We start from the raw sequence: 20,468 nt of genomic DNA, 5'->3' as shown, positions 1-20,468 counted from the left end.
GTCCAGACCGCCGACCCGGAATTGAAGCAACTGAATTGGTCAGATGATTGTATTTTTTTCTTAACGCGTAACTGATGTCAGCAGTGGTCGGAGCAAAAATGTCAAATAACTTACCTTGCGGGCGATTTGAAATGCGTATCAGTGAATCACTTCAGCCTTTTATACGCAATGGCTTAAAAGGCTGCGAAAAAGAAGGTCTTCGCATTAGTCGGGAAGGATCCATATCGCTATCTCCACATCCTGTTCAGCTAGGGGCTGCGTTAACGCATCCGAACATAACCACGGACTATTCTGAAGCTCTGCTCGAGTTGATCACGCCAGCATTATCGGATGGAAGCGAAATGTTGGGTTTTCTAACAAACTTGCATCGATACGTCTGCACCAACATTGATGATGAACTGCTCCTGTCGGCGAGTATGCCAATCGGCGATTTGCGAAGCTCGGCAATTCCTATTGCCCGCTATGGCTCATCCAATATAGGAAGGATGAAGCATATATACCGGCAGGGCTTGAGCTACCGCTACGGCGGTTGCATGCAAGTCATTGCGGGAATACATTTTAACTACTCGCTTCCCGAATCCTTCTGGCTGGAATACCAGGATTTCACTAAACAGCCTGGCGATCCGCAATCCTTCAGAGCTAGTGCTTATATGGGAACAATCAGAAACCTGCAAAGGTATGGCTGGCTGATCCCCTATCTATTTGGCTCATCCCCGGCGGTCAGCAAAAGCTTTGTCGATGGCCGCAACTCTGCTTATTCGAATGCGTTGGAGAAGTTCGATGAGACTTCCTATTACAAGCCTTTCGCGACCTCATTAAGGATGAGCGAGATCGGCTATGTAAACCCAGTGCAAGCATCGTTTCGTGTTTCCTTTAACAGTCTTGATGAGTACATACGCGACTTGAGCAAAGCGACATCCATACCTTATCTCGATTATGAAAGGGTCGGCACGAAGGTTGGCGGTAAATACAGGCAGTTGACTACCAATCTCCTCCAAATCGAGAATGAATACTACACTTCAGTTCGGCCGAAACAACTGACAAGACCAAATGAAAGACCGCTGCGGGCATTGAGTAACAGGGGCATTCAATATATTGAAATACGATCCCTTGATATCGATGTTTTTGAGCCGAGTGGAATTTCAATTGAAACCACCCGGTTTCTTGAAGCTCTTAGTCTGCTCTGTTTATTTCATGAAAGTCCTGCGCATGACATTAGGCAATATGACGAAGTCAAACACAACGCATTGGCCGTAGCCAATAAAGGACGAGATCCGGCGTTGAAATTATTGAATAAAGGACAGGAAGTTCATCTGCGCACCTGGGCATTGATACTCTGTGACCAGTTGCAGGAAATCTGCGAGGCACTGGACAATGGTAATAAAGCCCGGCCCTACACTCAGGCATTACATAAACAGATGGAAGTTATTCGCCACCCCGAGTTGACGTCTTCGGCAAAGATGCTGGCAACAATGCGAGACCAGAAGCTGTCGGTCGCGGAACTGGTCTTGCAAAAATCCCGTGAATACACCTCTCATTTCCAAAAAACACCGCTGGATAATTCGGTAAAGAGAGATTTTGACTTACAGGTCGCGAATTCATTGGAGCAACTGAAACGGTTGAATAACGCGAGCGAAATCCCTTTCGATGAATTCCTTGGCAACTACTTTTCCAAGATACCAGAACCAGCGAAGTTTCCCGGAATCGATCGCAAAGCAAGCCAGGTTCGCTAGCCATAGCGGACGGGAGTACCCGACACCGATTCTTGAAATCGCCTCGGCTCAGTGTATTACAGGTCAATTCGGAAATGCTCAGGACGGGTCACAAAATACTCCCGTGATATAAGAGTTGCACCTGCTAGCCCGCTGATCGAACAGGGAATATCCAAATTCACTCAGCTTAATGAGCTTAAAAAATAATGGAACGAAAACGGTAGCTTGGCTCGTGCATTTTACAATTGAATGTAATAAGCTTCTCACTGGTTAATTGCAAGTGACGTTTGAAACAAATCATTTCAAGAGGCCCTTCGATGGTCATACTTTATCAGCTGGAACGTACATGGGGCATTCCGAATCTCAGCCATTTCTGCTGCAAGACAGAAACGTATCTGCGGATGGCGGACATTAAATATACGGTAAACCCAACGCTTCCATTATTTGCTCCGAAGGGTAAGCTGCCTTATATCGAGGATGGAGATCTCAAATTGGCAGACTCGCGTTTCATCATACGGCACCTCAAAAACAAATATAGGGATCTCGACGAAGAGTTAACTTTAGAAGAGTCCGCGCTGTCGCTAGCGATGCAGCGCTTGCTCGAAGAGCATCTGTTTTGGGCGACGATGTATTCGAGGTGGCAATATACGGATGCAAATTGGCAAGTGAATAAGAAAGCGATTTTTGGTGTAATGCCTCCTGTCATTCGTGATGTCGCGGCCTTTTATTATCGCCGCAGAATACAGCGGCAGATTCTTGGTCATGGTACAGGGCGGCACAGTGCCGAAGAGATCTTTGAACTGGGTATGCAGGACGTCGATGCATTATCGGCGTGTCTTGGCGATAAAACGTATTTCCTGAGGGATAAACCGACCAGCCTCGATGCCAGTGCCTTCGGATTTCTGATCAATACCCTTGGTTGCCCGATTGAATCGCCGCTTAAAGAACACGCCCTCACGAAGGATAACCTGAGAAGTTATGTGGAGCGAATAAAGCTGCAATACTATCCGGATTTGTAGCCGCTTTGATGTTGACGCCGCGCATCAGTTCTTGCACGGGTGGTATGTGCGCTTTTGCTCCCTCAAATGGAGTCGATCCGCCGCGATAAGGACGGGTATCGGGACGCAACTGGTTTTTTTGGCCGCTCAACAGGTCTTGCAGACTCGTAGTCAGTTTACTGCTGGCGTAGTGGTCGCCCGCCTATAAAGATTTTCACACCAATGCTATCTCTTCACGTCTGCTCGCTGGAGCCTAACCCTATTTTGCGAACACGAAACAGGTCTCGCCCCAGTTTTTGGTCGTCTTGAATTTTACTTTCAAGCCGGCTCGTTCCATCAGACTTACTGCTTCCTCCTGCTCCTCGGGAGTGCCCAACTCGACAATAACCGACTTAAGCGCCGGGTTTTTCAGCACGTTCTCGGCCCCTCTCATGATCGGAATTTCGATGCCATCAACATCGATCTTCATATAGTTGGGGTAGGGGAATCCCCATTTCGCGCATAAGTCGTCCAGGGTTACCCCAAACATCCCCTGGATATGAGTGGCCGCTACTTTCATGTTCTTCAGATCTTCTTTCCCAAATTGCGAACGATTTCCGCCACCGATAAATTTGGGAATGTACAGTTTCGAAAATCCCTCCTCCCCGGATACCGCGATGCAATACGAGGTGATGTTTTTCTCAAGCTTGTTCAGGTATATGTTCTTATTTAACAGATAATAGTTGGCGCATTGGGGTTCAAATGAATAAACCTGGATGTCATTGCCGTATTTCTTTGCGGGATACAGGGAATATTGCCCGATGTTCGCGCCGAGATCGAAAAAACACGACCCGGGCTCAAAGCTGTCAAGCCAGTCAAGCGTGTCCGGTTCCTTGATCGAATATGTTTTTGCCCGTTGAAGCGTCCGGAAATTATCCACCGCGATGCGTATTGACTGGCCTTTGACATTTACTTTTGTGTACCCGCCTTTTAATCCATAAAGCGCTACGGCCAAACCGGAAAGAACATCGATAAAAAAAGAGGACATTTAGTTGCCAACAGTAGATTTAATGAGCGCAGGTAAAGAGATGGGTGTGAGCAGGCTAATGCCGAAGGATATACGTTTTTATTGTCAACTCACAAATATTTTAAGGGTGCCCGTCCACGACCGTATTCTAAAATCGTGGCTCCCAAGAACGTGTCCTACCGCCATTCGGGTTGAATTTGGGTTCCCCTGGCAGCGGTTGACTGGAGTTATTTAAGGAACGTCTGAAAAGTTCTCACGGGCGGGATGGACGCTATCCTGTGGACCAATCCAATCGTTCAGCATAGCAAGGTCGTAAGACGAGCCGCTTTCTGCAAGCACCGCTCCCAGTTCTTCAAGAGATACTCCCCTCCTCTTCAAAACACTTTTCTTGAGAAATGGGAATTTTAACTCCGTAATAAGAGGCTTCCATAGATGGAAAGTCGGTTCTATCCACCTCATTGGCCTTTGGCGATAATCAAATCGAGCTAGAACTGTTTCCAGCCCATAAAGCGCTGACAGGCGGAATCGGGCACCAAGAAGGCGCGAAAAACCGACCTCGTATTTCCGGATAATGGCAATCTTGAGTTCAAGTGTGTCGACCTCGCGAAAGAATCGGACGAATTCTTCAGACAAGATGACGTTTTTTTTACAGTAAATAAAATAGGACTGAAGATGTGGATGAAAATGGAATGACTCGGTCATTCCAACAACATCAGCCTCGCAGCGAGCGAACCGCGCAATGATGTCGCGGATGCTGAAAAGCGGACCAAGAACACTGTCATTAGCCAGCAACAGACCCGAGTGATACCTGTACTCGGCATATTTTTCCAGCCCCGTCTTCCATCCGTAAAAATCGTATCCCTTATTCTCCCGGTTCATGATTCTTATGCAACATCGCGACAATTTTTCCATGTCAGTGTCGCGGATGGCATCACTCGAACTGATGAACACGATATTGAAACCGGCGAGCGCGAGTTCAATAAGATATTGGTATACGTTCTCTCTGACGACCCCTTCAGAATCGTAACTGCAAAATAAACACACGGGTTTATTGTAGTCGGGGGATACCGATCCTTCTCCATAAAACCTGACCAGAGGTATCGCTCGCGTACCATTTCTTGCAAGCAAGTGAAAGGCTACATCGCGAAGATACTGGAGGTCCCTGAATATGGCCTTGAGCTGCCACTTTATCGGCCAGTTTGGGGGCCACAGCGACGGCAACTTGGCAGGCGGTTGGGGAGATACTTTCATCAGCCGGGGCCAGTATTGAAATAATCGAGAACGTCCTTCTTTCGGTTCCAGCTTCCGCCGTCCACCGGTACCGTGGCTCTGAAACTGTCAATTGCCGCATGGGCAACTTGCAGTATCGCGTCCCGGTCTTCATCACCGAGATTTTCTGCGCACCCGATGCGCGTACGGAACTCATCGGGCATGTCCGCCACTGCTTTCGTCAACGCCAACTCGGCGTCCACCAACCGGTCCAGTGGGACATTCTCTAAGAGTCTCGCGCCAAGCGCGAGCAGCAGAACCACTTGTTCAGTAACGGAGACGGGTGCGGATTCCGGTTGCTTAAGGCACCCACGGATCCGGCGACCATGTTCTATGATCGCGCGCGTATCCTCCTCAAGTCGGGCGCCAAACCGGGCGAAAGTCTCCAGTTCTTCGAATTGAGCATAATCCAGCTTCAGATCGCCCGTCGCCGCACGGTAAACCGCGCGTTGTGCCTGCCCTCCGACCCGAGAAACGGATTTCCCCACGTCAACTGCTGGCAATACGCCCAATTCAAACAACGTCGGCGAAAGGTAGATTTGGCCATCAGTGATGGAAATCAGGTTGGTCGGAATATATGCGGAAATATCCTGAGCTTCTGTCTCAACAATTGGCAGCGCGGTTAGTGAGCCGCCACCGAGCCCTCCGCGCAGGTGGGTTGCCCGTTCCAGCAGTCGCGAGTGGATGTAAAAGATATCTCCAGGGTAAGCTTCGCGCCCTGGCGGGCGACGCAGGAGAAGCGACAATTCCCGGTACGCTCGCGCGTGATGCGTGAGATCATCATACACGATCAGGACATCGCGGCCCTGTCCCATAAAATACTCCGCGATGCTGGTCGCAGCATAGGGCGCAATATAGGCGAGCCCGGGCGAATCGTTACCCTCCGTCACGACCACCACCGTATATCTCATCGCGCCGTTTTCCCGCAGGGTCGCAATCACCTTCGCCACGCCGGCCGCGCGTTGCCCGATAGCGCAATAAACGCACAGGACATCCTCGTCTTTCTGATTGAGTATTGTATCCACTGCGATCGCAGTCTTACCGGTCTGGCGATCACCTAAAATCAGCTCGCGCTGGCCGCGTCCGATGGGAATGAGCGCATCGATGACCTTGATACCGGTTTGAAGGGGCACGGTTACAGGCGCCCGATCCATAATACACGGAGCAGCACGTTCAATCGGCAGACGCGTAGTGGAAGCCACCACCCCTCTTCCGTCCCTGGGGCGGCCCAACGGGTCGACTACCCGTCCCATCATTGCCTCCCCCACCGGCACATCCATCACATGTCCCCTGCGTTGCACCTCATCCCCGGTATGCAGGTGAAAGTACTCATCCAGCAGAACCACGCCAATTTCATCTTCTTCGATATTAAAAGCTATACCGTAAGAGCCGTCGGCAAACCGCAATACCTCCTCGAATCCAATGCCGGGAAGACCGGAAACTTTCGCTACGCCGGAAGCTAGACTCGTGATGGTTCCGAATTCGCGCAAGGCTAACCGCGGCTTCCAGACTGCCCGTGCCCGATCGAGCTGTGCCAATGCACTATCGAAGATGTCTTCGAGACCTTTATTGACGGCACTCATCAGTTAAGGGGCAATCAAGTTGTGTTTCAGATTCAGGCTGGAGTTCATGTTCGGCCGCAGCCCGGTTTTTCCAAAGCCGCTCTACTTCTCTTTCAAGGGACGAGAGGTAGTCAGCGATAGTCCACGCCAGTTTGTGTCCCTGAGCGATAAGCTCGATACCAGCGATCAGGCTTGGGTCCGTCATGAACCGGACTGGCTTATCGCCGAGCAGGTTTTCCTGAAGCACCTGCTCGATGTTTTCCTTTTGCTCAGGCGACAGAACAAACGTGCTGCGGATCACCCATTCCGGCGACGCAGCGGCCGTCGCAGGCTCCGCCGCTAATGCCAGGACCAGCTGAGCCCGTTGGTCAGCGTTCAGCTCGCGCACGCGCTGAATGAATACATCCACAATAAGAGCTTCGAGAGTCGAGCTGGCGATATCGGACAACACCTTTCGGGTGGTGGCAAGTATTTCTGCGCAAGTTTTCTGCGCAAGGACGTCACTCAGACCTTGATAATCGCTGTTCCACGTCTCCTCCCATTTGGCGCGCCACTTCGCCGCATCCTCATGCGCAGCAGAAAGCAGCCGTTGTCGTTCGACCTGAGCCTCTTCCAGAGCTTTGCTCAAAAGCGCGGAACGCTGTTGCTCAAGTTCATGAGTCTTGCGTTGAAATTCGTCCCTTTCCTTGTCAGCCTCCAATTTTTTAGCACCCGCTTCCGCGAGCTCCGCGGCAATTCGCCTCTCACGCGCGTCAAGCGCATTGAGGACAGGGCGGTAAAAGAAACGCTTGAGCAACCATACCAGAACAAGAAAGTTGACCATTTGCGCAATGACCGTAAACCAATCAATCAGCACGAGTTACTTCCCCGCAGCCTCTGAAATGATGTGATTCCAGAAGGGATTAGCGAAAATCAAAATCATGGAAACCACAAAACAGTAAATCGCCATAGACTCGATTATTGCCAGGCCGACAAACAATGTCCGGGTAATGGTGGCGGACGCGTCCGGTTGCTGAGCCAGCGACGTTACTGCCGTGGCGATCGCCTTTCCTTCACCTAATGCCGGAGCGATCACGCCGACGCTGACCGTCAAACCCGCCGTAACAATTGATACGATAGCAATCAGACTCACGCTGTCCATAATCTCTCCTTTTTGTTCCATCGGGTCCGGGGCAACTCTTCTGTTATTACCCTGCTAAAGTTTAATGAACGTCCTGTTCCGAGGGTTATCGCCGACGCGATTGTTGATCTCTACTTTTTACGACTTCAGGGTTTCCGGTTCAACCCTCGCGCAGGGTCGCGGCTGCGATATAAACGGTGGCCAGAATGCTGAAGATATAAGCCTGAACCATGCCGGTCAATAGACCGAGCGCGCTCATCACGACCGGGAAAATAAACGGCGAAATGCCCAGAAGAATTGCAAGTATCATGGTTCCACTCATCATATTCCCGAATAGGCGGACAGCCAGAGCAAGTGTGCGCGACAATTCGCCGATAATATTGAAAGGAAGCATGATGGGCGTCGGTTTCAGATAGGACCGCAGGTAGCGCCCCATTCCCTGCTCTTTAACGCCATACACCGGTACGGCGATGAATACGCAAATCGCAAGCGCCACGGTGGTCGAAAGCGAGCCTGTGGGCGGCTGATAGCCAGGGACGATTGTGAACAGGCTTGCAGCCACGACAAACAGAAACAGCGTTCCAAGAAAACCAAGATATCTGTCCGACCGGCGCAAACCTGCTTCCTCAATCTGCTTCTTGATTGAGATGACGACGATCTCCAGCAAGTTCTGCCAGCGGGACCTTTCCAGCCCGACCGAAAGCTTGCGCGTGATCATTTTTGAACCGCTGGCTAATACCAACATCAGCACCCACGTATATACAATTGTAGCGTTGAGTTTCAGGAAGCCATACTCCCAGAAAATGATGTCATCAGGGCTAAGGTGCATGGCTTGGCTTTCGTCCTTGGCAGCTTCCTTCCCCTTTCACATCCCCTGACTCGACCGTTTGCACAGGAGCCGACAGCAGCCGTGTGGCTGCGAGCCGCGCAAGACCAAATCCAGCGAGTCCGGCAAGCATCATCGCCCAGCTAGCGCCGGGAACACCCAACAGCAAATAAAACCCGCTGACGACAATGCCGGTGCGCAGCAGCATACTGAAAATAAAGCAGCGAGCTGGTCTCCGGGCTTTAGTCCCGTTAATGACGGTCCACCACAGCCCCCCGAAAAAAATTGCGCCAAGCATCACGCCGGTCACCACACCGAGTGCCACGCCCGTGACTTCACTCATCGCTCTCCGTCCCTCCATTTTCCCGTTGTTTATGGGTCTCGCGGTCTTCCCTTGTAACCCAATACCAAGCGTTAAAACATCCGACGACGAGACCGGCAAACAGCAGCGTAATCGTCCAGGAATGGTTCGTGGGGTAGCGGCGGTCCAACCAGACACCGAGCCCCGCGCCAAGCAGTGTCGGCGCCACCACCGCCCACCCGACCAGCCCCATCATGCCTAACCCTGACCAGACTGTTCGCGCGGCATGAGACTTCTCCCGTTGGGCCTTCAACTTCCGCGCCGCGCTGACGCCCGCCAGCCGGCTCCACTCGGGTTCATCGGCCGCCGTCTTTTTCTCCTGCTGATCACTCACGTTGGAATTCCGCAAAACGCCGAATAAAACCGCTTTCCATGGTTGCCATCATGCGGCGCATCCTCTGCTCGTGTACATTGAGACTCAAAAACTCATCCCTGACCGCTTTCCGGAGAGTATTCAGATCAATCCCGCCCTTCGCGTTGCGTACCGACACCAGCACGTCCTGGCCAGTTTTTACGAGAATTCCTTCGTCAATTGCTACGTACGTTTCCGCCTCGCCTTTAGCCTTAAAAGTCATAATCCCTGGCTTCAGCGCCGCTACGCAGTCAAGCCGGCGTGGCAGGAATCCGAGCGATCCGGCATCCGTCTCGACGGTAATATGCATGACGTCGCTCTTTTCCGTGAGCACGCGAAACGGTAAAAGAATTTTGAGATTCATCTATTCTCCGCAACTGCTCCGAAATGGTTGCACAATCCCTACTGCAGCTGGGGATCCGCTTTTTTCACCTCGTCTATCCTCCCGATCATGTACAACGCCCGCTCTGGAACGTCCTGGAATTCGTCGCCCAGGATACGCTCGCAACCCTCAAGCGCGTCCTTGAGGCCGACCAGCTTTCCCTTGATGCCTGTAAACCGTTCGGTTGTAAAAAATGGCTGCGTAAGAAAACGCTCCAGCCGACGGGCACGGGCCACCACCTTGCGGTCTTCGAGCGATAACTGCTCAAGCCCAAGCATGGCAATGATGTCCTTGAGTTCAGCGTACTGTGCGAGTGTGCGCCGGATCTCCTGTGCAATCCCATAATGCCGCCGACCGATAATGCGTGGGGTAGCCATTTTAGAACTGGACTTCAATGGATCGATAGCCGGATAAAACCCCTCGCTCGCGCGTTTACGCGAAAGCACAATTGAAGCCGAAAGGTGAGAAAATGTGTGTACTGCAGCCGGGTCGGTAAAGTCATCTGCAGGCACATACACGGCTTGAATCGAGGTGATCGCACCGGTATCGGTACTTGCAATGCGTTCTTCCAGCTGGGCGAGTTCTGTGCTCATGGTCGGCTGATATCCCAGCCGCGACGGCATCTGTCCCATCAACCCGGAAACCTCCATTCCCGCCTGGATAAATCGGAAAATATTATCCACCAACAGCAATACATCCCGGTGCTCGTCATCCCGAAAATACTCGGCCATTGTGAGTGCCGCATGGGCAACCCGAAACCGGGCGCCCGGCGGTTCATTCATCTGTCCGAATACCATTACCATGCTTTGCAGTACGCCGGCAGCCACCACGTCCCGGTAAAGTTCCTCGCCCTCCCGGCAGCGTTCGCCTATACCGCAAAAAATGCTGACGCCTTGATGCTTCCCAGCCACGTTGTGGATCATTTCGGTGAGTAATATTGTCTTACCCACGCCGGCTCCGCCGAGAAGGCCGGCTTTCCCGCCACGTTCCAGCGGCATAAGCACATCAATGGCCTTGATACCGGTCTCAAACATCTCCGCTTTTGCTGACCTCCGTACCAGAGGAGGCGGTGCATGATGCGCAGAACGCCACCGGACCCCTACCGGGGGGGGAAGACGGTCAATCGCGTTACCGAAGACGTCAAACATGCGCGACAGCGTGGCGCTGCCTACCGGCACCATGAGCGGCCCATGCGTATCTGTAACCGGCATGCCCCTGGCCAGACCCTGCGTGGCTGTCAGTGCTATGCCGCGAACGCAATGCTCGTCGAGCTGGGATAAGATTTCGATGACGTATCCTGCTTGCCTGCGCGCAGTAACGAGTGAATGGGTGGAACGCGGCTTCCAAACCGGACATCCACAATACCGCCGCGTACTGAGACAACCGAACCACATTGCGCATAAGCGGGTGCATTATCCATGTTCTCCTGGCAGAGCTGGGATTAACCCGCTTGCCATCCTTAGCTATACTCCTTTTAGTATAGTTCAGACGCAGCACGACGCCAGGCGGCGATATAATGTGCTTTCGCGCCGCTTGGCGATGGGTTGTTCGCGGATCCGTGGATCGTACCCCCTGAACATTCGCAGCTGCGTGTCTCAACTGCTTAACCATGTTGTTATGGGATTAACTTTGAAGAGAAGTTCAGGTGCAGGCCCAAGTCAGAAAAAAATAACGTTGCAAGCCGCTAGCGTGGGACGAAATCGCAGGTAACCTCATCCGTGATTTTTTATCATTGCGTTCAGGGTATCCAGAGTATCGGCTTGGTCGATCTTTTTGTCGTCGCGCATGCGTAGCATGCGAGGAAAACGAACCGCGATACCTGATTTATGGCGTGATGATTTGGCAATCCCTTCAAATCCGATCTCGAACACCATCGTAGGCGTTACACTTCGAACCGGGCCAAATTTCTCTACGGTGGTCTTGCGAATTACCGCATCCACCTGGGCGATTTCACGGTCAGTCAGGCCGGAATACGCTTTCGCGAACGGCACAAGTTTCCGTCCGCTGTCGGGGCTGTCGCTCCACACCGCGAACGTGTAATCTGTATAAAGCGATGCGCGTCGGCCGTGCCCCTTCTGCGCGTAAACGAGCACCGCATCTACCGTGTAAGGATCGAGCTTCCACTTCCACCATGCACCACTCTCTTTGGTGCGGCCCACCCCATATTGCGCACCAGTCGATTTGAGCATCAGACCTTCAACGCCCCGCGCGCGGGAACTATCCCGGATGACTTCGAGCGTCCGCCAATCGGGCGCATCGATCAGCGGGGAAAGCATCAAAACGGAAGTCCCGTGGCGCCGCACAATCTCATCCAGCCGGGCGCGGCGCTCCAATTGAACCACGTGCCGGATATCGCGGCCCTCATGCTCCAGTAAATCGAAGGCAATGAGTACTGCGGGAAGCTCATCCAATATTTTGGATGACAACGTTTTGCGGCCGATCCGCCTTTGCAGGTCAGCGAAAGAACCGGATCTACCGTTTTTCCATATCAGAATTTCGCCGTCGATGACCGTGCCATCCGGAAGAGAAATACCTCCGATTTCAGGGAAACGATCCGTGATCAACTCCTCCCCGCGCGACCACAGATAGCATTGATGGCTGCGTTGCACCAATTGGGCGCGAATCCCGTCATACTTCCATTCGGCATGCCACGACCGTATATCACCCAGAGTTCGCGGGTTGGTTTGCAAGGGATGGGATAGAAAAAACGGATAAGGTTGGCCCCCTTGCGTGGTATTCTGCTCAAACGCCGGCTGCGCCGTGATCAGCTTCTGGTAGCTTTCTGCGATGGGTGGAACCTGGCCATCCGTCCATCCCATCATCCGCTGCGCGATGATTTTGTGATCAACACCGCTGAGTTCGCTAAGTGCGCGTATCACCAGCAACTTGGATACGCCGACGCGGAAACCCCCACTTATCAACTTGATCAACAGAAAACGCGCTTGCCTGTCAAGTCCACGCCAATAATCGAACAGTGCGACGCGGATTTTTTCGGGCTGTTCGCCACGCAATGGAAGGATACGCTCTTCCATCCACGCGGCGAGCCCTATGTTACTTTCATATTCCGGTGGCGGCAGGATAAGTGAAATTGCTTCCGCCAGATCCCCCACCGCCAGATAGCATTCATCGAAAAGCCATTCCGAAATACCAGACATTTCCGTTGAAAACTGCCGCAAGAGCTTGGTTGAAACGGCTTGGCGCGGTTTTCCCCCCGCTCGAAAATAAACTGCCCAGGCGGCGTTCGCGGACTCACTGGCATTGAAATATTTTTTTAAGGCGTCGAGCTTGCGGGAAGTTGAAGTTGTCGCATCCAGGTCACCATAAAGTCGAGCAAATTCACGCATGGCTTTCCTTGAACGCAATGGCTTCGTTCAGGGCGACATTATCATCTTCGTCTGTGCCATACTCGGTACTAAAAGCGCTGGCGTCCAACCCCCTTTCCAGCAGCCAGCGCACCATAACGTCAACATGACCATGCGTGACAATCACACGCGTTGCGCCGGTCGCCCCAATCGCATGCATTAAACCCGGCCAGTCTGCGTGGTCGGAAAGGACGAAGCCCCGATCCACCGCGCGGCGCCGCCGGGCTCCGCGTAATAGCATCCATCCGCTTCAAAAAGCGTCGCTATAGTCGCCGAACCGCCGCATCCAGGGGGAGCCCGCGGCTGAGGGGGGTGCAATTACCAGCGCCTTGCGAAAAACTTCCTTTGCGCTTACATCATGCACGCTCAGCGTGGAGGGCAACGCCACGCCGCTCTCGCGATAAACACGGTTGAGTGTAGCAGTAGCGCCATGGCAGATGATCGGACCGATGGTACTGTCGATACCATTCAAGATACGTTGCGCTTTCCCGAAAGCGTAGCAAAACAGCACGCTCGTGCGCCCTTCTTCGGCATTGCGCCGCCACCACCGGCAAATATCGTCAAAAACCGTTATTTGAGCATCCCAGCGGTAAATCGGCAGACCGAAAGTCGATTCGGTAATAAATGTATCGCAGGCGACAGGCTCAAAGGCGTCACAGGTGCCATCGGGCTCCAGTTTGTAATCGCCCGAAGCAACCCATACTTCGCCCCGATATTCCAGACGCACCTGCGCGGAACCCAGAACGTGACCGGCCGGATGAAGGGAAACCGTTACCCCATTGTGGATAATTTTCTTGCCGTACGGCAGCGCCTCGAGCGTGATGTTGCCTAGCCGGGATTTGAGGACCTCCGCGCCTGGCGACGCAGTAAGATAATGAGCGTGACCAGGGCGCGCATGGTCCGCATGCGCGTGTGTGACAATGGCTCGCTCGACTGGTAGCCACGGGTCGATGTAAAACTTCCCTGGCACGCAAAACAGACCCTCTTTTGTCGCCACCACCAGATCGGCCATTTGCACCCGTTCCCGCCATAAACCTGATCAATGCTAATGCTGCTTCTGATAGAGTCCGATCAGTTCGGCCGTTGCTATAATATGACCTCGCATCGCCTCCTCCAGCTTTGCCTTGGTCGGTCGCTTCAAATCCGGCAACACGGTGTCGAGCGCGTAAAGCTTGAAAAAATATCGGTGATTACCTATTGGTGGACAGGGCCCGCCATAGCCCGTCCGCTGCCAGTCGTTGAGGCCCTCCTGCGTTCCGGGCGGCAGGTCCTCTGTTGCGATTCCCTCGGGCAATCCGCTGCTGGTAGGTAAAATATTGTACAACACCCAATGCACCCACACTCTCTTGGGCGCAGCGGGATCAGGAGCGTCGGGGTCATCCACGATTAAAGCCAGACTTTTTGTGCCGGCAGGAACGTCTGTCAAGAGCAACTCTGGTGACGCATCGTGCCCCTCGCAAGTATGGCGGGTCGGGATGACGCCATTGTGAGGAAACGAGGAAGATATGATGCTCATGGGCATGAATGTTTTCTCCTTTTTCTGCTTTGTTTCCTGCCGGTCTCGAAGCGGGTTGCTTTCCGCCGCTTCAGCCACGCAGCAGACGAGAGCGATTACCGACAGGACAGCAACTCGTGCCTGCAAGTAGTAACTCAGCCTTGTGCTCATCACGAACGCTATTTGCTATTTGTCAAATAATGGAATTATCCGGCCTTTCACGCCTTCAAGCTTTGGCAGCCGAACCGTCAACACGCCATTCGTGTAGCTCGCCTCCGCTTTGTCCCCTGGCACCTCGCCCGGTAGCGGAATGGCGCGTTGAAACCACCCGTATGCGCGCTCCATCATATGATAAGTGCTGTCGTTGGTAGCCCGCTCGAAGCGCTTTTCACCTTTGAGATAAAGCATATTGCCGTCGACCGTAACCTCAAAGTCCTCCTTTTCCATGCCTGGCGCCTCTACTCGCACTACAATCTCTTTATCCGTTTCCTCGACCTCTCCTGCAAGCAGGCTCCAGTTTGGAAAAACCGGATACCGATCTGCTGCCGTGGCTACCTCACGCTTACCGTGGGTAAAGTGGGTTAACGCATCGCTGCTGCGATGGACCAGTTCGCGCCATCCTTCCGCGATGTGATCCAATGTCCGGTTTAACCCTCGGCTGAGATTTTTCTTAGCCTGTTTTAATGAATCCAACATGAGCAAGCTCCTTTATCGTTTTTAAACAAACCGCCGCGCCCCTTGGAAAATCGCATGACCAGAAAAAACTCTGCCGGGGACGGCACAGACCCGTGATTCTCCGCCCGGTACAAAGCGGGCTATGGTCACGGGAAGTACGGAGCAGGACGTACGCATTCTAGGGCCGTCGCTGCGTTTCCTTTTGGCGTTGATATGTAACCAGTTTCGAAATCGCCAAAAACTCTTCCGCCAACAGTTCCAGCAAGTCGTCCAGTGTCAACAGGCCCACTAGGGCGCCACTTTCATCCACTACAGGGAGGCGCCTGACGGCCTTACTGCGCATGTATTGGATCGCCTCGAATACACCTACGCTTTCCTTCACCGTAACCAGTTCCTCAAACATGATATCGCCAACCGTAATGACCTTCTGGTCGAGCTCGGTCGCCATGATCTCTACCACCAGATCCCGGTCGGTAACAATTCCGACTGGGAACCGCCGACCGTCACGGTCATCAACAACGACCACATCGCCAACGTGATGCTCGCGCATGAGTTTGGCTGCATCCGCGACAGTATCCTCCCGGCCCGAAATGATCACGTTGCGGTTACAAACTTCACCGATAGGCATAATGCTCTCCACTAAGGGTTACACGTTCGGATACAGGCGATAAAAGTACTCGGGCAGCTATGGGACGGGCCTTGAGTGCCTGTCGTCTGCCTGTACAGGCAGTTAAAATCAAGCGCTTGAAGTCGGAGAACCGCAATTATCAGTTTGGCACCCAACGGGCGACTCACAGTTCACCTTGCCTCTGAAGCGGAAGATAATCGGAATACGATTGCTTTAAGGCGGACTCGGTTAATCCATAAGACCACCGAGTCAGCACTTGAAGGGCGCAAGTTGCAGCAGGCTGAACCGTTGGAAACAATGATAAACCTGCTGTACCTCGCTCCCCGCATTTAGGATTTATTAGCGCTACTTGACCTCAATCCGTCTGGCGCTTGTCCCCTCCTTCTTTGGAAGCGTCAGCTCTAGTATGCCATTCTCATATTTTGCCTCGGCCTTGGTCTCATCCACCTCGCTCGCCAGCGTGAAGCTCCGGTAGCTCGATCCTTGGTAAATTTCACGGGCAATTGTTCTTTCGCCTTCTTTTTCCTCTTTTTCCTCTTTTTCCTGCTTGGTCTCGCAACTGATCGTAACCCGATTTCCTTCGACCTGCACCTTGACGTCTTCTTTCTTCACACCCGGGATTTCCGCTCGCACCTTATAGGCCTTGTCGTCTTCGGTTATATCGACCTTGATTGTCGGAGCCTCACCCTCGATCGACAACGGGCGCATGCCAAAACTCCTGAACAAGTCATCAATATTGGCGAACGGGTCATAGCGGGCGATATCACCTAGAGTAGGGGAACGGCGAACAATATTTGCCATGCTGTTTTCTCCTTTAAAGAAAAATTACATTTGCGTACCTCACCAGTTACGGATTGCTCAGACGGGGCCAACTGGCGGAACGCCGGGTTGTCACACATCCCCTTCCGTTAGCCCACCATCTGCTTCGACTTCACCCACGAGCCAATCGTCGGTTTCATCAGGTGCATAACCATAAGAACGCCGCCGCTCAGCCCGGTAATAAGTTGCGGTGGAAATCATTTGATGGCCCTTTCTACGTTCCAGCCTGACTGTGACAGGAGACGGCGCCGCTATTAACCCGCTTGACATCGACTCATGGATTTGTTCAACACTGCCGTTGCTGCTTAGCTTGCTTTTTTTAACCCTTACGTCGGGTTTGCTTGAGGACCTGCTATCCAAAATTGCGCCTTTAATTATTAGTTGATCGGGTGTGCGGCACTGCTGAGGCCAGCTGCACATTTTCTCTAACGGTTGAAGCCACGGATTTTTAACACCGCATCACGGTCATCTCTGTGCGCTATTTAACATTTATGTTGACGAAAACGTGGGAACCACAGGGCAGCATCCGCTTACCAACTATCGACCCTCGCATATCCCCGGACAGTCGGCGCCGCCGCGTTTAGGGTCGCAGTCGTCCGCGGGATCATCCACACAAACCTTCCCCTGCGGGCACCGAATGCCGGCGATACCGCCGCAAGCTTGCTGTTCCGGTTTTCTGCATTCGCCCTCATACTCGACAGAAACTCCCGCTGCTGCCGCGGTGCATGCGTTCCCGTAGGTTTTCCCATCACACCCGCAAACCGGCCGAAATTCTCGCGTGCAAATGGTGGGCTTGGTCTTGCACATGCCTTGCGCGTCAGGCATTTTGCATTTGCCCTTACCGAAGTCGCAATACTGCTTCGCATCGGTGCATGCCGTGCCCGCAATTCCACCGCACGCAAGAGGCATACCGGCATCAATGGCCTTGCACTGATCCGTGAGTTCCACATTGAGGAAGGTCCCTGCCTTAGGGCGAATGTCCCGCAATCGGTCGACGAAATGGGTGAAGTTGTGCGGCGTCGAGGCGAAACCAGCTTCTGCGCACGCAATCAGGCCGCCTTCTATCGGTACAGGCCCGCCGACCCTGGGACTATAGACGGAAAAGGTGTCTACGGTATCGACGGAGATTGCCTGGCCAACCAGCTTGCGGATCGCGCGCAATGCAGCAACATCCAGCGCCACACCGGTACTACCTAAGGTAATATTTACGGCACGATTTGGAGAGTCAACATGGCCTTCACGATGCTCGGCCCAGGCAGTCCCGGCGTAAAACAGGATTGCTGCGATCATAAGATTATTTACTTTATTCATTTTCTCTCCCATCTCATAATGTATGGTCATGCGCTTGAGCTTGGCAGATGTAGCGCTGGCAAGGACGTTTTGCAGCTATTTCTGAAATATAGATAACATTATTCGGAAAGCAAGAATATCCATCCTAGATCGCAATTGGCCTTCGAGATTCGACACGGACGGAACCGTCCCACGGTCGTTCGAATAAGAGTGGAAGAGTCCAGAGCCAATAACGCGTATGGCTGCCAGGCCCAACCGGGCGAGTTTCCCTTGAGCATAGCGTTCATCAGGCAGCCGGCCGCCGCATTGTCGGTAGATTTACAAACCGGACGGATAGGTTTCGTCAATTTCGCCCGCTCTTTCATGGACGAAAGACGGAAGCGGCTGCACAGCTTCCGTTCTATCGATATGGATCATGAAGTCAAATTGCCGTGGCAGGGAGGAATAGAAGTAGTGGCTGACGCGCTCGGTCTCGGGGCGGTAGATAACCCCTATCGCCCGCTGCAGCCTTTCGTCGCTTAACAGCCCAACAGCTTCACGCGGGGCGCGAAGGTCCAAAAAGAAACGTTTTTTTTCGAGTTGGGAGAAGACGTCTTCGTAACTGTCCGGCAATGGATCCCGGATCTTCTTGGTTTCCGCCGGCCCATCCCAATCCGTTGCTGCTGTCACCTCGCCGCGGCTGGTGGAAAACCCGACATGAAGCGCCTCGGCCCCATACTTTTCTCTGATCAGCTGGCCGATATTGAACTCGCCGCGTCGCCCCATATCGGTCGCCTCAGCATTGCCGAGATGGGAATTATGTGCCCAGACAATCACCCGGGAGGGCCGTCCCAGCCGGGTTTCCAGATAATTCGAAAGTTTCTCCAGCGTTTCAAACATATGGTTATCACGCAGGTTCCATGTGTTCGGGCGTCCCCTGAACATGGCGCGGTAGTATTCCTCGGCATTTTTTACCAGCTCGGCATTCTGCTGCGCTGAAAAATACTCGTTTCCGGCAAAAGCGCCATCCCTTTTAACATAGAGTCGACCCTTGCGTTGCAACTGAACGAGCTGGGTGATCACTTCCCGTTCGCATGAATCCCATCTGCCGGATGCGATTGCATATCCGTAAGCCTGGGGATTCGCAATGAACTGGCCAAAACAGCCATAACGCGCACGGGCCGCCGCGGCCTCCTGCGGATCGATTCTTTCGAGGTAGGCCAGGACCGCGCTCATCGAGGTTGTCATGCTGTACAAATCAAGGCCATAAAACCCTATAGGTTCCGCAGCAGATTCCATTCGATCTTTAAATTTTTTCGTTTGCTGGTTGTAACTGCGCAGCCAGGTAACGAAGGCCAGTACTTCGGTATTGCGCCACATCCACACAGGAAAGCGTTCAAAATTCGACAGAGCCGCATCAGCTTCCGCATCATCGGAGCTGCCGAATACGTAACGGTTAACCCGGTACGCGTCCGGCCAGTCGGCCTCGACCGCGACTGCGTCGAACCCCTCTTCAACGATGAGGGACTGGGTAATTTCAGCGCGGATCCGATAAAACTCCGCCGTGCCATGCGTCGCTTCGCCGAGCAAAACGAACTTTTTATTTTTTGCGGCGTTGATCAACGCAAGGAAATCATTGCCTGCGCCTTGAAGAGGCTGCGCAGCCCGTTCCAGCACATCAATCAGTTTTTGACGTTCATTGAGACTTCGCATATCATTAACCGCTCCGGTATTCGCCTTATATGGGCGAAGAGTAGACTTGGAACCACTCGGCGGCCAGAAGGGCGGCTGCCGCAAGTGTGCCCGGCTCTTCGAATAGATGCGTGGCGTTCGGCACGCTTTCCAACCTCGCTTCGGTATTCAGTTGTGCCAGCGCCGATTTATTCAGTTCGAGCACTTCAAGATCGTTTTCCCCTACTATAAGAAGGACGGGGGCTATAACTTGAGATAAATAGCTCCCGGCCAAGTCCGGGCGCCCGCCTCTCGAAACCACAGCGATGACATTCTCGGGCCGCCGGGCTGCCGCGATCAGCGCGGCGGCGGCTCCGGTACTGGCCCCGAACCAGCCAATCTTGAAATCTTTGGTTTGCGGCTCACGTTGCAACCATGTCGCAATATCGATCAACCGGTCTGCCAGCATTGGAATGTCAAAGCGCAAATGCCGGGTTCGCTCATCGATAATTTCCTCCTCTTCTGTCAGCAGATCAGCGAGCAACGTGGCAAACTTGTACCCGTTGAGCGTTTTCGCGACATATCGGTTTCGGCTGCTGTGACGACTGCTCCCGCTGCCATGTGCGAACGCAACAATTGCTACGGCGCCCTCAGGAATGGTCAAGTCGGCGTTCAATACTACGCCCGCGGCAGGGATTTGCACCGCCCGTGTTTCTGGAATAAGTTCGCTGGTGTGATTGGTTCGCATATGGTCCCTCGGAATCGCATTTCAGTTTTAGGTCATTAACAATCGGTTGCCAGCGATAGCGCTGCGTTGAAGTTGTGGCATCCCCGGCCGGCATGTCGCGGGAAGGCGCTCCTTGTTCCGCAATGACCCTTCCATCACCTCGCAAAACCGTGCCTCGTGCAGTTGCACTTTAGTCACCAGTTTCGCAGAAATTCCATGTGCTTCCGTTCGCTT

22 protein-coding genes and 1 pseudogene are annotated in these 20,468 nt (G+C 53.1%); 2 read left to right on the top strand and 21 right to left on the bottom strand.

Annotated features, from left to right (window positions below):
• Positions 1 to 83 precede the first annotated feature (83 nt).
• Together gshA and R5L00_RS12925 are read left to right on the top strand one after the other, a co-directional pair.
• Positions 84 to 1,733 carry a glutamate--cysteine ligase gene (gene gshA, locus R5L00_RS12930; protein ID WP_317652144.1) on the top strand — a complete coding sequence of 550 codons (1,650 nt, stop codon included), beginning with the start codon at positions 84 to 86 and terminating at the stop codon, positions 1,731 to 1,733.
• 296 nt (positions 1,734 to 2,029) lie between these two features.
• Positions 2,030 to 2,731 carry a glutathione S-transferase family protein gene (locus R5L00_RS12925; RefSeq protein WP_317652142.1) on the top strand — a complete coding sequence of 234 codons (702 nt, stop codon included), beginning with the start codon at positions 2,030 to 2,032 and terminating at the stop codon, positions 2,729 to 2,731.
• A 238-nt stretch (positions 2,732 to 2,969) separates the two neighbouring features.
• On the opposite strand, the gene R5L00_RS12920 is transcribed toward R5L00_RS12925, so the two are convergent.
• From R5L00_RS12920 to R5L00_RS12820, 21 genes and pseudogenes are all read right to left on the bottom strand, one after another.
• Positions 2,970 to 3,737 (bottom strand): FkbM family methyltransferase, encoded by a 768-nt coding sequence (locus R5L00_RS12920; protein WP_107693344.1) that lies wholly within the window; start codon positions 3,735 to 3,737, stop codon positions 2,970 to 2,972.
• Positions 3,738 to 3,947: 210 nt separating this feature from the next.
• Positions 3,948 to 4,667 carry a rhamnan synthesis F family protein gene (locus R5L00_RS12915; RefSeq protein ID WP_317652139.1) on the bottom strand — a complete coding sequence of 240 codons (720 nt, stop codon included), beginning with the start codon at positions 4,665 to 4,667 and terminating at the stop codon, positions 3,948 to 3,950.
• Positions 4,668 to 4,966: 299 nt separating this feature from the next.
• Positions 4,967 to 6,568, bottom strand: a complete 1,602-nt coding sequence (locus R5L00_RS12910) for an alternate F1F0 ATPase, F1 subunit alpha (RefSeq protein WP_317652137.1) — start codon at positions 6,566 to 6,568, stop codon at positions 4,967 to 4,969.
• Positions 6,552 to 7,403, bottom strand: coding sequence for a F0F1 ATP synthase subunit B (locus R5L00_RS12905; protein ID WP_317652135.1), 852 nt, complete (start codon positions 7,401 to 7,403; stop codon positions 6,552 to 6,554). Before R5L00_RS12905 ends, R5L00_RS12910 begins: the two co-directional genes overlap by 17 nt.
• A 3-nt stretch (positions 7,404 to 7,406) precedes the next feature.
• A complete protein-coding gene (locus R5L00_RS12900) occupies positions 7,407 to 7,688 on the bottom strand; it encodes a F0F1 ATP synthase subunit C (RefSeq protein ID WP_107693348.1) in 282 nt (93 codons plus the stop codon).
• A gap of 139 nt (positions 7,689 to 7,827) precedes the next feature.
• Complete coding sequence (locus R5L00_RS12895) at positions 7,828 to 8,496, bottom strand: F0F1 ATP synthase subunit A (protein WP_317652131.1); 669 nt, start codon at positions 8,494 to 8,496, stop codon at positions 7,828 to 7,830.
• Entirely contained in the window at positions 8,486 to 8,836 is a 351-nt protein-coding gene (locus R5L00_RS12890) for an ATP synthase subunit I (RefSeq protein WP_317652129.1), read from the bottom strand. The genes R5L00_RS12895 and R5L00_RS12890 overlap by 11 nt, the downstream gene beginning before the upstream one ends.
• A complete protein-coding gene (locus tag R5L00_RS12885; protein ID WP_317652127.1) occupies positions 8,829 to 9,188 on the bottom strand; it encodes an AtpZ/AtpI family protein in 360 nt (119 codons plus the stop codon). The genes R5L00_RS12890 and R5L00_RS12885 overlap by 8 nt, the downstream gene beginning before the upstream one ends.
• Entirely contained in the window at positions 9,181 to 9,570 is a 390-nt protein-coding gene (locus R5L00_RS12880; protein ID WP_107693352.1) for a F0F1 ATP synthase subunit epsilon, read from the bottom strand. Before R5L00_RS12880 ends, R5L00_RS12885 begins: the two co-directional genes overlap by 8 nt.
• 38 nt (positions 9,571 to 9,608) lie before the next feature.
• Positions 9,609 to 11,008 (bottom strand): annotated as a pseudogene (gene atpD, locus R5L00_RS12875) (F0F1 ATP synthase subunit beta).
• Positions 11,009 to 11,300: 292 nt separating this feature from the next.
• Positions 11,301 to 12,932, bottom strand: a complete 1,632-nt coding sequence (locus tag R5L00_RS12870) for an ATP-dependent DNA ligase (protein WP_317652126.1) — start codon at positions 12,930 to 12,932, stop codon at positions 11,301 to 11,303.
• Positions 12,925 to 13,191, bottom strand: a complete 267-nt coding sequence (locus R5L00_RS12865; RefSeq protein WP_317652124.1) for a hypothetical protein — start codon at positions 13,189 to 13,191, stop codon at positions 12,925 to 12,927. The genes R5L00_RS12870 and R5L00_RS12865 overlap by 8 nt, the downstream gene beginning before the upstream one ends.
• Before the next feature lie 9 nt (positions 13,192 to 13,200).
• On the bottom strand, positions 13,201 to 13,962 hold the full coding sequence (locus R5L00_RS12860; protein ID WP_317652122.1) for a ligase-associated DNA damage response exonuclease: 762 nt from the start codon (positions 13,960 to 13,962) through the stop codon (positions 13,201 to 13,203).
• A gap of 33 nt (positions 13,963 to 13,995) precedes the next feature.
• Positions 13,996 to 14,616: a YbhB/YbcL family Raf kinase inhibitor-like protein gene (locus R5L00_RS12855; RefSeq protein WP_317652121.1), complete on the bottom strand. Its 621-nt coding sequence runs from the start codon at positions 14,614 to 14,616 to the stop codon at positions 13,996 to 13,998.
• Positions 14,617 to 14,631: 15 nt separating this feature from the next.
• Positions 14,632 to 15,141, bottom strand: a complete 510-nt coding sequence (locus tag R5L00_RS12850; RefSeq protein WP_317652119.1) for an Hsp20/alpha crystallin family protein — start codon at positions 15,139 to 15,141, stop codon at positions 14,632 to 14,634.
• Positions 15,142 to 15,298: 157 nt separating this feature from the next.
• Positions 15,299 to 15,748 carry a CBS domain-containing protein gene (locus R5L00_RS12845; RefSeq protein ID WP_317652118.1) on the bottom strand — a complete coding sequence of 150 codons (450 nt, stop codon included), beginning with the start codon at positions 15,746 to 15,748 and terminating at the stop codon, positions 15,299 to 15,301.
• A 345-nt stretch (positions 15,749 to 16,093) separates the two neighbouring features.
• Positions 16,094 to 16,549, bottom strand: a complete 456-nt coding sequence (locus tag R5L00_RS12840; protein ID WP_317652116.1) for an Hsp20/alpha crystallin family protein — start codon at positions 16,547 to 16,549, stop codon at positions 16,094 to 16,096.
• A gap of 90 nt (positions 16,550 to 16,639) precedes the next feature.
• The gene (locus R5L00_RS12835; RefSeq protein ID WP_317652114.1) at positions 16,640 to 16,768 is read right to left on the bottom strand and encodes a hypothetical protein; all 129 of its coding nucleotides are present in this window, start codon (positions 16,766 to 16,768) and stop codon (positions 16,640 to 16,642) included.
• Positions 16,769 to 17,104: 336 nt separating this feature from the next.
• Positions 17,105 to 17,878: a Kazal-type serine protease inhibitor family protein gene (locus tag R5L00_RS12830; protein WP_317652112.1), complete on the bottom strand. Its 774-nt coding sequence runs from the start codon at positions 17,876 to 17,878 to the stop codon at positions 17,105 to 17,107.
• Between the two features lie 297 nt (positions 17,879 to 18,175).
• Positions 18,176 to 19,549, bottom strand: coding sequence for an erythromycin esterase family protein (locus R5L00_RS12825; protein ID WP_317652111.1), 1,374 nt, complete (start codon positions 19,547 to 19,549; stop codon positions 18,176 to 18,178).
• A gap of 25 nt (positions 19,550 to 19,574) precedes the next feature.
• The gene (locus R5L00_RS12820) at positions 19,575 to 20,255 is read right to left on the bottom strand and encodes a dienelactone hydrolase family protein (RefSeq protein ID WP_317652110.1); all 681 of its coding nucleotides are present in this window, start codon (positions 20,253 to 20,255) and stop codon (positions 19,575 to 19,577) included.
• Positions 20,256 to 20,468 lie beyond the last annotated feature (213 nt).

Origin of the sequence: Nitrosospira sp. Is2 (assembly GCF_033095785.1) — a bacterium.
Classification (GTDB): Bacteria; Pseudomonadota; Gammaproteobacteria; order Burkholderiales; family Nitrosomonadaceae; genus Nitrosospira.
This window is presented reverse-complemented; position numbering and strand designations above follow the sequence as displayed.

What these genes read in the sequence shown, in the direction of transcription:
- R5L00_RS12855 (WP_317652121.1), bottom strand. Translation starts at nt 14,616, where the DNA reads ATGAGCACAAGGCTGAGTTACTACTTGCAGGCACGAGTTGCTGTCCTG.
- R5L00_RS12870 (WP_317652126.1), bottom strand. Translation starts at nt 12,932, where the DNA reads ATGCGTGAATTTGCTCGACTTTATGGTGACCTGGATGCGACAACTTCA.
- R5L00_RS12890 (WP_317652129.1), bottom strand. Translation starts at nt 8,836, where the DNA reads ATGAGTGAAGTCACGGGCGTGGCACTCGGTGTGGTGACCGGCGTGATG.
- R5L00_RS12865 (WP_317652124.1), bottom strand. Translation starts at nt 13,191, where the DNA reads ATGCTATTACGCGGAGCCCGGCGGCGCCGCGCGGTGGATCGGGGCTTC.
- R5L00_RS12840 (WP_317652116.1), bottom strand. Translation starts at nt 16,549, where the DNA reads ATGGCAAATATTGTTCGCCGTTCCCCTACTCTAGGTGATATCGCCCGC.
- R5L00_RS12900 (WP_107693348.1), bottom strand. Translation starts at nt 7,688, where the DNA reads ATGGACAGCGTGAGTCTGATTGCTATCGTATCAATTGTTACGGCGGGT.
- R5L00_RS12880 (WP_107693352.1), bottom strand. Translation starts at nt 9,570, where the DNA reads ATGAATCTCAAAATTCTTTTACCGTTTCGCGTGCTCACGGAAAAGAGC.
- R5L00_RS12825 (WP_317652111.1), bottom strand. Translation starts at nt 19,549, where the DNA reads ATGCGAAGTCTCAATGAACGTCAAAAACTGATTGATGTGCTGGAACGG.
- R5L00_RS12830 (WP_317652112.1), bottom strand. Translation starts at nt 17,878, where the DNA reads ATGAATAAAGTAAATAATCTTATGATCGCAGCAATCCTGTTTTACGCC.
- R5L00_RS12845 (WP_317652118.1), bottom strand. Translation starts at nt 15,748, where the DNA reads ATGCCTATCGGTGAAGTTTGTAACCGCAACGTGATCATTTCGGGCCGG.
- R5L00_RS12910 (WP_317652137.1), bottom strand. Translation starts at nt 6,568, where the DNA reads ATGAGTGCCGTCAATAAAGGTCTCGAAGACATCTTCGATAGTGCATTG.
- R5L00_RS12850 (WP_317652119.1), bottom strand. Translation starts at nt 15,141, where the DNA reads ATGTTGGATTCATTAAAACAGGCTAAGAAAAATCTCAGCCGAGGGTTA.
- R5L00_RS12835 (WP_317652114.1), bottom strand. Translation starts at nt 16,768, where the DNA reads ATGATTTCCACCGCAACTTATTACCGGGCTGAGCGGCGGCGTTCTTAT.
- R5L00_RS12925 (WP_317652142.1), top strand. Translation starts at nt 2,030, where the DNA reads ATGGTCATACTTTATCAGCTGGAACGTACATGGGGCATTCCGAATCTC.
- R5L00_RS12920 (WP_107693344.1), bottom strand. Translation starts at nt 3,737, where the DNA reads ATGTCCTCTTTTTTTATCGATGTTCTTTCCGGTTTGGCCGTAGCGCTT.
- R5L00_RS12860 (WP_317652122.1), bottom strand. Translation starts at nt 13,962, where the DNA reads ATGGCCGATCTGGTGGTGGCGACAAAAGAGGGTCTGTTTTGCGTGCCA.
- R5L00_RS12820 (WP_317652110.1), bottom strand. Translation starts at nt 20,255, where the DNA reads ATGCGAACCAATCACACCAGCGAACTTATTCCAGAAACACGGGCGGTG.
- R5L00_RS12895 (WP_317652131.1), bottom strand. Translation starts at nt 8,496, where the DNA reads ATGCACCTTAGCCCTGATGACATCATTTTCTGGGAGTATGGCTTCCTG.